The organism is Nocardioides marinquilinus (assembly GCF_039543705.1).
Taxonomy (GTDB): domain Bacteria; phylum Actinomycetota; class Actinomycetes; order Propionibacteriales; family Nocardioidaceae; genus Nocardioides; species Nocardioides marinquilinus.
In genome coordinates, this window is sequence record NZ_BAABKG010000007.1 from 166,240 (window position 1) to 178,242 (window position 12,003).

Below are 12,003 nucleotides of genomic sequence, written 5' to 3' on the forward strand. Positions count from 1 at the left end.
AGGCAGTCAGCGGATGGCGCGCACCGGGGTTTCGCAGCGTGCAAGCCACCACTCGAGCGCGCCGTCGTCGCCGTAGGCGGCGCACATCGTCTCGGCACAGGCGCGCAGGACGTCGGGCCGGGCGTCGTCGGGGGCGAGCTGGGCCTCGCGGGCGAGGCGGGCGCCGACGTCCCAGCAGGAGCGGTCGGCGGGCAGCGGCAGGTCGGCGAGCCCGCCCGCGCTGAGCTTGATGGCGCCGGACGCCATGGCGGTGCCGGCGTAGCGCGCGGCGGCGAGCGCGACGACGGGCGGGGCGAGCAGCACCGCGAGCGCGTGCCAGAGGCGGTCGGGCGGCGGGACGAGCGTCAGCACCGGCACCGACGGCAGCCAGTCGCCGTGCTCGTCGACGACCGCCTCGACGGTGCGTCCCTGGGTGGCCACCAGCACCTTCGGCACCAGCCGCGCCTCGACCCACCGCGCCAGGCGGGTGCCGCCGGCGGCGGCCCGCAGCGCGTCGACGTCGACGGTGGGCGCGGCGAGGGTCCGCTTGGCGAACCGGGCGCGGACGGCGCCCCAGCGGCAGTGGGCGGGCTCGATGAGACCGGTGGTGATCAGGGGCGCGCCGGGGCCGCCGTCGTCCACGTAGGGCACGAGCCCGTAGTACTCGTCGCGGAACCCGGCGCTGCACGGGCCGAGGTCGCCGAGCCGGCCGGCGGTCCGCGGCGCCACCACCGGGATGCCGAGGGCCGGGGCGTGCAGCGGACCCCACTCGTCGGGCGGCAGCGCGACGCCGGTGCGCGGCTCGGGTCGCGCCCCCGCCCACGTGGCCACGCGGCCCTGCTCGCGGCCGGTGACGACGACGGGCACGCAGGTGAGCACCGGCGTCCCGGCGAAGACCGGGGTGGTGCTCGACCAGAAGGAGGTGACGGCGCCGGCGGCGCGGACGGCGTCGCGCACCGGTCCGGCGTCGCGGGCGGCGAGCAGCGAGAGCGGCTGCACGAGCGCGACGGTGCCGCCGGGGCGCACGAGGTCGATCGCCCGCAGCAGGAACGCCGCGCTGGTGTCGGTGTAGGGCGCGGGCGAGGTGGCGGCGAGCGGCCCTCGCGGTCGCAGCCGGCCGCCGAAGGGCGGGTTGCCGAGCACGGCGTCGAACGGCGCGTCGGGGTGCTCCCCCAGCCCGTCGGCGACGCGGACCGTGCGCTCGAGGACGGCGGGGTCGACGTCCGGCACGGCCAGCCGCAGCCGCAGCCGCGTGATGGCGACGGCGACGGGGTCGAGGTCGGTGCCGTGGAGTCGGCCGACGACGTCGGCAGCCGCGTCCGGGCCGAGGCGGCGCAGCGCTGCGACGAGCACGTTGCCGGTGCCGCAGGCCGGGTCGAGCAGGCGGCGGTGCGGGTGACGCGCGCCGTGGGTGCGCCCGAGGGTCTGGTCGAGCAGCCAGGCGACCAGCCGCGGCGGCGTGTAGAACGAGCCGGTGCCGGTGCGGTCGGCCAGCAGCGACTCGTAGACCTCCCCGAGCGCCTCGGCCGCCGCCGGGTCGCGCCACGCCTCGAGACCCGGGACGTCGGGCGGCGCGGCGTCCGGCAGCCCGGCGGCGTGCGCGACGGTGGCGAGGACGGCGTCCCACGCGGCCGCGTCGGACCCGAGCCGCTCGCGGGCCGCCAGCACCCCGGCTCGCAGCGGCGTCATGGCCGACATGGTGACGCACCGCGCACCCCGCGCCGGGGGCGTCTCGACGACCACCGTGTTATAGTCATAGTGACTACAAACCAGGAGCGCAGCGATGGACCTCACGGGACTGCTCACCGACCGCTACGAGCTCACGATGCTCGACTCGTTCGTCACCGACGGCAGCGTCGGGCACGACGCCGTCTTCGAGGCCTTCGCGCGGCGCCTGCCGCCCGGGCGACGCTACGGCGTCCTCGCCGGGCTGGGGCGGCTGCTGCCCATGATCGAGGCGTTCCGCTTCGACGAGGACGACGTCGCCTGGCTCCTCGAGCAGGGCGTCGTCGGCGAGCAGACGGCCGACTACCTGCGCTCGTTCCGCTTCTCCGGCGACATCGACGCCTATCCCGAGGGCGACCTCTACTTCCCCGGCAGCCCGGTGCTCACCGTGCGCGGCACGCTCGGCGAGTGCGTCGTGCTCGAGACGCTGGTGCTCAGTGTGCTCAACCACGACACCGCCATCGCCAGCGCGGCCGCCCGCATGACCACCGCCGCGCAGGGCCGGCCGCTGGTCGAGATGGGCAGCCGCCGCACCCACGAGGAGGCCGCGGTGTCCGCGGCCCGGGCCGCCTACCTCGCCGGGTTCGCCTCGACGTCCAACCTCGCGGCCGGACGACGCCACGGCGTCCCCACCGTCGGCACCGCCGCGCACGCCTTCACCCTCGCCCACGCCAGCGAGGTCGAGGCGTTCCGCAGTCAGGTCGAGGCGCAGGGCGTCGGCACCACGCTGCTGGTCGACACCTACGACACCCCGCAGGGCATCCGCCACGCGATCGAGGCGGCGGGCACCGGTCTGGGTGCGGTGCGCATCGACTCCGGCGACCTGGCCGACGAGGCCCACGCCGCCCGTGCGCTGCTCGACGAGCTGGGCGCCACGCAGACCCGCATCGTGGCCACCAGCGACCTCGACGAGTACGTCATCACCGCCCTCGCCGACGCCCCCATCGACGGCTACGGCGTCGGCACCCGCGTCGTCACCGGCTCGGGCCACCCCACCGCGAGCATGGTCTACAAGCTGGTCGCCGTCGCCGACTCCCCCGGCGGTCCGCTGCGCGCGGTGGCCAAGAAGTCGCACGACAAGATCAGCGTCGGCGGCGCCAAGACCGCCCACCGCCGCTACGACGACGGCGTCCTGGTCGAGGAGTGGTTCGCCGTCGACGAGCCCGAGGGCGCAGGCGCTGCGACGCCGGTGCAGGTGCCCGTGGTGCGCGGCGGCGACGTCGTCCACCGGCCCGACCTCGAGGCGGTGCGTGCGCACTGCGCCGCGGCGATCGCCTCGCTGCCCGACGTCGCGCGCATCGTCGCCGACGGAGACCCCTACCTCAGAGTCGGACCCCGACCGGAAGGAGCAGCACGATGAGCACCACTCCCGAGCAGACGCCGGGGCGCACCGCCCTGGTCGTCGTCGACGTGCAGAACGACTTCGTGGAGGGCGGTGCGCTCGGCGTCGACGGCGGCACCGAGGTCGCCCGCCGCATCAGCGCCCACCTCGCCGCGCACGCCGGCGACTACGCGGCCGTGGTCGCCTCGCGCGACTGGCACGACGGCGACAACGACAACGGCGGGCACTTCGCGCCCGCCGGCGCCGAGCCCGACTTCACCGTCACCTGGCCGGTGCACTGCGTCTCGGGCACCGACGGCGCCGACTACGCCCCCGACCTCGACACGAGCGCGGTCACCCACCACGTGCGCAAGGGCATGGGCGAGGCGGCCTACAGCGCGTTCGAGGCCGTCACCGACGACGGCGAGACGGTGCCCGACCTGCTGCGGCGGCTCGGCGTCACCGCGGTCGACGTCGTCGGCATCGCCACCGACTACTGCGTGCGGGCCACGGCGCTCGACGCGCGACGGCACGGGCTCGGCGTCCGGCTGCTCGGCGGCCTGCACGCCGGCGTCGCGCCGCACACCAGCGAGGCCGCCCTGGGCGAGCTCGCGGACGCCGGGGTGGTGCTGTCGTGAGCGAGCACCCGCCGTTCGCCGTCACCGTCGACCTCGCGGTCTTCACCATCCGCGACGGCGCGCTGTCGGTGCTGCTGGTCGAGCGCGGCGAGGAGCCGTTCGCCGGGTCGTGGGCCCTGCCCGGCGGGTTCGTCGAGCCCGACGAGGACGCCGAGACCGCCGCCTGGCGCGAGCTGCGCGAGGAGACCGGGGTCGAGCGGTTCGGCGTCGACACCGGCCACCTCGAGCAGCTGCGCACCTACTCCGCGCCCGACCGCGACCCGCGCATGCGGGTGGTCTCGGTGGCCCACGTCGCGTTCGCGCCCGACCTGCCCTCGCCCGAGGCCGGCACCGACGCCGCCGACGCGCGCTGGTGGGCGGTCGACGACGTCCTCGACGCCGACGCGCCCGTGCTCGCCTTCGACCACGCCGAGATCCTGCGCGACGCGCGCGAGCGGATCCGGGCCAAGCTGGAGTACACGACGCTGGCGCTCGACTTCGTCACCGAGCCGTTCACGCTGCCCGAGCTGCGCCGGGTCTACGCCGCGGTGTGGGGCGCCCCGCCCGACCTCGGCAACTTCCGCCGCAAGGTGCTCGGCACCGACGGGTTCGTCGTGCCGGCCGGCGCCTCCGACGGTCCCGGCGGCACCGGGGGCCGGCCCGCCGCGCTCTACCGCCGCGGCGGGGCGACCGCCATCCAGCCGCCGATGCTGCGCACCGTCGTCGCCTGAGCCGCCGGCCGCCTCGCGCCGTCACCCGGTCGGGCGACCGCCACGGCCCACGTCGGGTCGGCGGGGTGAGCCCGAGCCCCCGGGCCGGCGGCGCATGGTGAGGGTCCACCCACCGAGAGGCACACCATGAGCAACAGCCAGACGACCAGCGGCGACCGCACCGGCGACCGCGACGGCGAGGTGGTCGACTGGACCGACCTCGGCAAGGGAATGTGGGACTTCCTCACCGGCCGCGAGGCCGCGATCCACTACCGCCTCGAGGACATGACCGTCGAGGTGCCGCGCGACACCGGTGTCGGCGCGCCCCGCGCGGTCTGGAAGCTCGACGGCGTGCTCACCATCACCACCGGGGACAACGCCTCCACGGGCACCGCCGGCACCGCCGGCACCGCCGGCACCGCCGGCACCGCCGGCACCGCCGGCACCGCCGGCACCGCCGGCACCGCCGGCACCGCCGGCACCGTCGCACGCTGAGCCGGTGCCCACCGTCGTCGGCGCCGACCTGCGCTTCGAGATCGAGCGACCCGACCTGCCCGCCGTGCACGGGCGGGTGTTCGGCGCCGGCAACCGGCTCACGCTCGACGTCGACGACCCGGGCGCCTTCGCCGGGCCCGGCGACGCCGGCCTCGTGCGTGCGGCGGCCGCGGTGCTGGCCGCGCGCGGCATGAGCCTCGAGATCGTCTCCCAGGGCGTGCCGCTGGTGACCCTGGGCGCCGTGCGCGTCTCGTGGTGGCAGCGTCGCGTCACCCGCTCGCGGCACGTCCGGCTCGGGAGCCTGCGCGGGGCGTGGACGGCGGCGCGCCCGCGCCGGCGAGGACGCTCGGTGCTGCCCGACCCGACCATGCTGCCGCCCGCCACCGCCTGGCCGCTCGCCCCCACCTTCGTGCGGCGGCCCCGTCGTCCACCGACCACCACGCACGACCCGGAGCGCGGGGGCGGGCCGCGGCTGGTCGTCGAGCGGTCGCGGCTGTGGGACGGCGAGCGACGTCCGGTCTTCTGGATGCGCTCCGACTCGCTCACCATCGGCTCCGGACCCGAGTGCGACGCCCGGCTGCCGGGGCTCGCCGACGTCCACGCGGTCGTGCGGCACGGCGACGACGACGAGTTCGTCATCGAGCCCGTCGGCGGCACGCTGCGGGTGCACGGCGCCGGGGTGGGCGGGCGCACGACGCTGCGCACCGGCGCCCGGATCGAGATCGGCGACCACGTGCTCGCCTTCTACCGCGAGGAGTTCGCCGACCACGGCCGCCCGTTCGGTGGCCGGATCGGCGGTGAGGCCGGCCGGCAGCTGCCGCAGGCCCCGCGGCCCGGACGGCGCGAGCCGCCGTCCGACGGCGCCTGACGGGGCCGACGCGGCTGACTGCCTGACTGGGCTGACGGCGCCCGGCGTCGCTGACGCGCGGCCGGCGTCGGTCGTCCCCGACCCGGCCGCCCGGCCCCCACCTTCTCGGGCACTCCCTCCGCTTCTCGGGCGTTGCAGTGCCCGAGAACGTCAGGGATACCCGGTGGACCGGGTATCCCTGAGACAGATGGGACGGATGGGACGACGCCCCCGCACCACCCGCGGGAGGGGGGACGGACTGTCGGTGGTGGCGGTCATGATGGCGAGGTGACCCCCTCCGCCCCGGCCGCCCCGGCCGCCCCGGCCACCCCGGCCACGGCGCCCGCGCCCGCCGACGCCCTCGCGGCGTTCAGCGAGCCCACGCGCGCGTGGTTCTCGGCGGCGTTCGCGGCGCCGACGCCGGCGCAGGCGGGGGCCTGGGCGGCGATCGGGGCGGGCCGGCACGCGCTGGTCGTGGCGCCCACCGGGTCGGGCAAGACGCTCAGCGCGTTCCTGTGGTCGATCGACCGGCTGCTCACCTCGCCGCCCCCCGCCGAGAAGCGCCACCGCACCCGCGTGCTCTACATCAGCCCGCTCAAGGCGCTCGGCGTCGACGTCGAGCGCAACCTGCGGGCCCCGCTCACCGGCATTCGCGTCACCGCCGAGCGGCTCGACCAGAAGCTGCCCGAGGTGACGGTGGGCGTCCGCTCGGGCGACACCGCCGCCGGCGACCGGCGCAAGCTCACCACGTCGCCGCCCGACGTCCTCATCACCACGCCCGAGTCGCTGTTCCTGATGCTCACCAGCCAGGCGCGCGAGTCGCTCAAGGGCGTCGAGACGGTGATCCTCGACGAGGTGCACGCCGTCGCCGGCAGCAAGCGCGGCGCCCACCTCGCACTCAGCCTCGAGCGGCTCGACGCCCTGCTCGAGCGGCCCGCCCAGCGCATCGGGCTCTCGGCCACGGTCCGCCCGCTCGAGGAGGTCGCGCGCTTCCTCGGCGGCAGCGCGCCCGTCGAGATCGTGGCACCGCCCGCCGAGAAGCGCTGGCAGCTCGACGTCGTCGTCCCGGTCGAGGACATGACCGCACCCGACGGCGAGGCCGACGTCGACGACCGCGACGCCGACGACGGGCGCACCGGCAGCATCTGGCCGCACGTCGAGGCCAGCGTCGTCGACCTCATCGAGCAGCACACCTCCACCATCGTCTTCGCCAACTCCCGGCGCCTCGCCGAGCGGCTGACGGCCCGGCTCAACGAGATCGCCACCGAGCGGGCGGCCGGCGACGACGACGAGCAGGACGACGATTCCCACCGACAGGCCCAGGGTCCGTCGGGGCCCCCGGCGCAGGTCATGGCCCAGAGCGGCGCCACCGAGGGGGCCGGCACCGTCATCGCCAAGGCCCACCACGGCTCGGTCAGCAAGGAGCAGCGCGCGCTCATCGAGGACGACCTCAAGCGCGGCCGGCTGCCGGCCGTGGTGGCCACCAGCAGCCTCGAGCTCGGCATCGACATGGGCGCGGTCGACCTCGTCGTCCAGATCGAGTCGCCGCCGTCGGTGGCGAGCGCCCTGCAGCGGGTCGGCCGCGCGGGTCACCAGGTCGGCGAGGTCTCGCGCGGCGTCCTCTACCCCAAGCACCGCGGTGACCTCGCGCAGACCGCGGTCGCCGTCCAGCGCATGCGCACCGGCGGCATCGAGGCGCTGCGCATCCCCACCAACCCGCTCGACGTGCTGGCCCAGCAGGTGGTGGCGGCGACGGCGCTGGAGTCGGTCGGCGTCGACGACCTCTACGACCTCGTGCGCCGCAGCGCGCCGTTCTCCCAGCTGCCCCGCTCGGCCTACGACGCCGTGCTCGACCTGCTGGCGGGCCGCTACCCCAGCGACGAGTTCGCCGAGCTGCGCCCGCGCATCGTGTGGGACCGCGTCACCGGCGAGCTCACCGGCCGCCCCGGCTCGCAGCGGCTGGCCGTCACCAGCGGCGGCACCATCCCCGACCGCGGCCTGTTCGGCGTCTTCCTCGTCGGGGCCGAGGGCCCGGGCAAGCGGGTCGGCGAGCTCGACGAGGAGATGGTCTACGAGTCGCGGGTCGGCGACATCTTCGCCCTCGGCGCCACCAGCTGGCGCATCGAGGACATCACCCACGACCGGGTCCTGGTCACCCCCGCACCCGGCATCCCGGGCCGGCTCCCGTTCTGGAAGGGCGACACCCTCGGCCGCCCCGCCGAGCTCGGCGCGGCCATCGGCGAGTACACCCGCGAGCTCGCCGCGCTGCCGCGGGCGAAGGCCGAGCAGCGCGCCCGCGACGACGGCCTCGACGCGTGGGCGGCCGGCAACCTGGTCGGCTACCTGCACGAGCAGCGCGAGGCCACCTCGGTGCTGCCGTCCGACCAGACGCTGCTCGTCGAGCGGTTCCGCGACGAGCTCGGCGACTGGCGGCTGGTGCTGCACTCCCCCTACGGCGTGCCCGTGCACGCGCCGTGGGCGCTCGCCATCAACGCCCGACTGCGCGAGCGCTACGGCGTCGACGGGCAGGCGATGGCCTCCGACGACGGCATCGTCATGCGCATCCCCGACTCCGACGCCGAGCCGCCCACGGGCGAGCTGGTCGTCTTCGAGCCCGATGAGATCGAGCAGCTCGTCACCACCGAGGTGGGCGGCTCGGCGCTGTTCGCCGCCCGCTTCCGCGAGTGCGCGGCCCGCGCCCTGCTGCTCCCCCGCCGCGACCCCGGACGCCGCTCGCCCCTGTGGCAGCAGCGCCAGCGCGCGGCGTCCCTGCTCGAGGTCGCCTCGAAGTACCCGTCGTTCCCGATCGTGCTCGAGGCCGTGCGCGAGTGCCTGCAGGACGTCTACGACCTGCCGGCCCTCACCGCCCTGATGCGCAGCGTCGACCGGCGCGAGGTCAGCGTCACCGACGTCGCCACCACCTCGCCGTCCCCGTTCGCCGCCAGCCTGCTGTTCGGCTACGTCGCGCAGTTCCTCTACGAGGGCGACTCCCCCATCGCCGAGCGGCGCGCGGCCGCGCTGTCGCTCGACCAGGGCCTGCTGGCCGAGCTGCTGGGCCGCGCCGAGCTGCGCGAGCTGCTCGACCCCGAGGTGCTCGCCGAGGTCGAGGCCGAGCTGCAACGGCTCGCCCCCGACCGGCGGGTGCGCGACGCCGAGGGACTGGTCGACCTGCTGCGGCTGCTCGGGCCGCAGTCGACCCCCGAGGTGCACGAGCGCGCGGTGCCCGACGCCGACCCCGACGCCTGGCTGCGCTCGCTGACCGAGAGCCGCCGCATCGTCGAGGTGCGCCTGGCCGGCGAGCCGCGCTGGGCCGTCGTCGAGGACGTCGGCCGCCTGCGCGACGGGCTCGGCGTGCCGGTGCCGCCCGGCACGCCCGACGTGTTCACCGAGCCGGTCGACGACCCGCTCGCCGACCTCGTGGGCCGCTTCGCCCGCACCCACGGCCCGTTCACCACCGACCAGGTCGCCGAGCGGCTGGGGCTCGGGACGGCTGTCGTCCGGCACACCCTCGAGCGGCTCGCCGCCCAGGGCCGGGTGCTCGACGGCGAGTTCCGCCCGCACGGCACCGGTGTGGAGTGGTGCGACGCCGAGGTGCTGCGGCGGCTGCGACGCCGCTCGCTGGCCCGGCTGCGCAAGGAGGTCGAGCCGGTCGAGCCGCCCGCGCTGGCGCGCTTCCTCGGCGCCTGGCAGCACGTCACCGGCCGGGGCCTGCGCGGCGTCGACGGCGTGATCACCGCCATCGACCAGCTGGCGGGCGCCCCGGTGCCGGCCTCGGCGCTCGAGCCGCTGGTGCTCGCCGCCCGGGTGCGCGACTACGAGCCCAGCCTGCTCGACGAGCTCACCGCCTCCGGTGAGGTCGTGTGGGCCGGCCACGGCTCGCTGCCCGGCTCCGACGGCTGGGTCAGCCTGCACCTGGCCGACCAGGCGCCCCTCACGCTGCCGCAGCCCGAGCCGCTCGAGCTCGGCCCGGTGCACGAGGCCCTGCTCGCGGCGCTCGACGGCGGCGGCGCGTGGTTCTTCCACCAGCTGGCCGCGGCGGCGCGCCGACACCTGGAGAAGCCGAGCACCACCGACCAGGTGCTGAGCGCCGCGCTGTGGGACCTCGTGTGGGCCGGCCGCGTCGGCAACGACACCCTCACCCCGCTGCGGGCGCTGGTCCGCGGCGGTCGAGGCACCCACCGCACCCGCAAGGCCCCGCCGCGACCGGGCCGGGTCGCCCGCACCGGACCACCCGAGACCGCCGGTCGGTGGGCGCTGCTGCCCGAGGTCGACGCCGACCCGACGCGGCGCGGCAAGGTCGCCGCCGAGCGGCTGCTCGACCGGCACGGCGTCGTCATCCGCGGTGCGGTCGTCAGCGAGCGGACGCCGGGCGGGTTCGCCGCGGTCTACAAGGTCCTGGCCGCCTTCGAGGAGTCGGGGCGCTGCCGTCGCGGCTACTTCGTCGAGGGCCTCGGCGCCGCCCAGTTCGGCACCGCCGGCGCCATCGACCGGCTGCGCACCTTCACCGAGCTGCCCCCCGAGGCCAAGCCCGACGCCCTCGCGCTGGCCGCCACCGACCCCGCCAACCCCTACGGCGCCGCGCTCCCGTGGCCGGCCCAGGAGTCCGGTCACCGCCCCGGCCGCAAGGCCGGCGCCCTGGTGGTGCTGGTCGACGGGGCGCTCACCCTCTACGTCGAGCGCGGCGGCCGCACGCTGCTCACCTGGTCTGACGACCCCGACGTCCTCACCCCGGCGGCCGGGGCGCTGGCCGACCGGGTGCGGGCCGGGGCCCTGGGCCGGCTCACCGTCGAGAAGGCCGACGGCGCCGCACTGCTCGGCGGCGGCTCGACGCCGCTGCGCGAGGCGCTCGACGCCGCGGGCTTCGTCGCCACTCCCCAGGGTCTGAGGCTGCGCGGTGCCCGAGGGTGACACCGTCTACCGCGCGGCCCGGCTGCTCCACCGGCGCCTCGCGGGGCAGGTCCTGCGCGCCACCGACTTCCGGGTGCCGCAGCACGCGACCGCCGACCTCGCCGGCGGCCGGGTCGTCGAGAGCACCTCGCGCGGCAAGCACCTGCTGACCCGCCTCGAGCACGACGGCGACCGCTGGACGCTGCACACCCACCTCAAGATGGAGGGCGCCTGGCGGGTGCTGGCGCCCGGGGGGCGCTGGCCGCGGCCGGCGCACCAGGCCCGCGTCGTGCTCACCACCGACGACGCGCAGGCGGTGGGGTTCTCGCTCGGCATCGTCGAGCTGCTTCCCACCGCCGAGGAGCACACGGTGGTCGGCCACGTGGGGCCCGACCTGCTCGGCCCCGACTGGGACGAGGCCGAGGCGCTGCGCCGCCTCGCCGGCGAGCCCCGGCGACCGCTCGTCGAGGCGCTGCTCGACCAGCGCAACCTGGCCGGCATCGGCAACATGTACGCCGCCGAGCTGTGCTTCGTCGCCGGCGTGCACCCGCTGCGCGCGGTCGGCGACGTCGACCGGCTGCCGCGCCTGGTGCGCCGGGCCAAGCAGATGCTCGAGCTCAACAAGGAGCGCCCGGTGCAGTCGACCACGGGCGACCTGCGCGAGCGCGAGCGGATGTGGGTCTACCGCCGCGACCGGTCACCGTGCCGCCGCTGCGGCACACCGGTGCGCGTGGCGATGCGCGGACCCGCCGAGCGGGAGCGGGCGACGTACTGGTGCCCGGCCTGCCAGCCCGAGTGACCCGAGTCCCGCCCACGACGGTCGAGGTGCGAGGCCGGCCACGGCCGAGCCTCCAGACCTCGCAACCAGCACGCGAACGCCCCGGGCGACGCGTCGGCCTCGGGGGGCCGGCGGTCTCGGGGTCGTTGCCAGGGCTCCTCGCACCTCGACCATCGTCAGCGCGCGCCCCACGATGGTCACGGCCGAGCCTCGAGACCTCGCGAACGGCAGGCGAACGGTCAGGCGGCGGGCGCGACGACGACGTCGTGCCGCTCGCGGCCCACGGTGATCGGGGTGGCCAGCCGGGCGGCGGCCTCCTCGGCGGCCACGGCGACCGCGACCTCGCCCAGCACCTCGGACAGCGGCGCGTCGAGCGCGGCACACAGCGAGGCGAGCAGCTCGGAGGAGGCCTCCTTCTGCCCACGCTCGATCTCGGAGATGTAGCCCAGGCTGACCCGGGCGGCGGCGGAGACCTCGCGCAGCGTCAGCCCGCGGGCGACGCGACGCTCGCGCAGGACGTCGCCCAGTCGGCGCCGGAGAAGCACCATGTCGACCTCCTGCGGGTGGTGGGCTGCTGGTGACCGTGTGGCCACTGGTGGGAGAACGCTACCGGAGCGGCGGTTCTTCCTCCTCGATCATGGCAG

At 76.5% G+C, this 12,003-nt stretch carries 9 protein-coding genes; 7 read left to right on the top strand and 2 right to left on the bottom strand.

What is annotated here, in order from left to right:
* Positions 1 to 6: 6 nt before the first annotated feature.
* On the bottom strand, positions 7 to 1,668 hold the full coding sequence (locus tag ABEA04_RS21970) for an HsdM family class I SAM-dependent methyltransferase (protein WP_345464118.1): 1,662 nt from the start codon (positions 1,666 to 1,668) through the stop codon (positions 7 to 9).
* A 94-nt stretch (positions 1,669 to 1,762) separates the two neighbouring features.
* Here ABEA04_RS21970 and ABEA04_RS21975 point away from each other — a divergent pair, with 94 nt between their 5' ends.
* The 7 genes from ABEA04_RS21975 to ABEA04_RS22005 all read left to right on the top strand — a co-directional run bounded on the left by ABEA04_RS21975 (position 1,763) and on the right by ABEA04_RS22005 (position 11,380).
* Positions 1,763 to 3,064, top strand: a complete 1,302-nt coding sequence (locus ABEA04_RS21975) for a nicotinate phosphoribosyltransferase (protein WP_345464121.1) — start codon at positions 1,763 to 1,765, stop codon at positions 3,062 to 3,064.
* Positions 3,061 to 3,663 carry an isochorismatase family protein gene (locus ABEA04_RS21980; RefSeq protein ID WP_345464124.1) on the top strand — a complete coding sequence of 201 codons (603 nt, stop codon included), beginning with the start codon at positions 3,061 to 3,063 and terminating at the stop codon, positions 3,661 to 3,663. The genes ABEA04_RS21975 and ABEA04_RS21980 overlap by 4 nt, the downstream gene beginning before the upstream one ends.
* A complete protein-coding gene (locus ABEA04_RS21985; protein WP_345464127.1) occupies positions 3,660 to 4,373 on the top strand; it encodes an NUDIX hydrolase in 714 nt (237 codons plus the stop codon). Before ABEA04_RS21980 ends, ABEA04_RS21985 begins: the two co-directional genes overlap by 4 nt.
* Positions 4,374 to 4,499: 126 nt before the next feature.
* Positions 4,500 to 4,847 carry a hypothetical protein gene (locus ABEA04_RS21990; RefSeq protein ID WP_345464130.1) on the top strand — a complete coding sequence of 116 codons (348 nt, stop codon included), beginning with the start codon at positions 4,500 to 4,502 and terminating at the stop codon, positions 4,845 to 4,847.
* A 4-nt stretch (positions 4,848 to 4,851) separates the two neighbouring features.
* Positions 4,852 to 5,715, top strand: a complete 864-nt coding sequence (locus tag ABEA04_RS21995) for an FHA domain-containing protein (RefSeq protein ID WP_345464133.1) — start codon at positions 4,852 to 4,854, stop codon at positions 5,713 to 5,715.
* Between the two features lie 267 nt (positions 5,716 to 5,982).
* Entirely contained in the window at positions 5,983 to 10,602 is a 4,620-nt protein-coding gene (locus ABEA04_RS22000; protein WP_345464136.1) for an ATP-dependent helicase, read from the top strand.
* Complete coding sequence (locus tag ABEA04_RS22005; protein WP_345464137.1) at positions 10,589 to 11,380, top strand: DNA-formamidopyrimidine glycosylase family protein; 792 nt, start codon at positions 10,589 to 10,591, stop codon at positions 11,378 to 11,380. Before ABEA04_RS22000 ends, ABEA04_RS22005 begins: the two co-directional genes overlap by 14 nt.
* Before the next feature lie 218 nt (positions 11,381 to 11,598).
* On the opposite strand, the gene ABEA04_RS22010 is transcribed toward ABEA04_RS22005, so the two are convergent.
* Positions 11,599 to 11,907, bottom strand: a complete 309-nt coding sequence (locus ABEA04_RS22010) for a helix-turn-helix domain-containing protein (protein ID WP_345464139.1) — start codon at positions 11,905 to 11,907, stop codon at positions 11,599 to 11,601.
* Between the last annotated feature and the right edge of the window lie 96 nt (positions 11,908 to 12,003).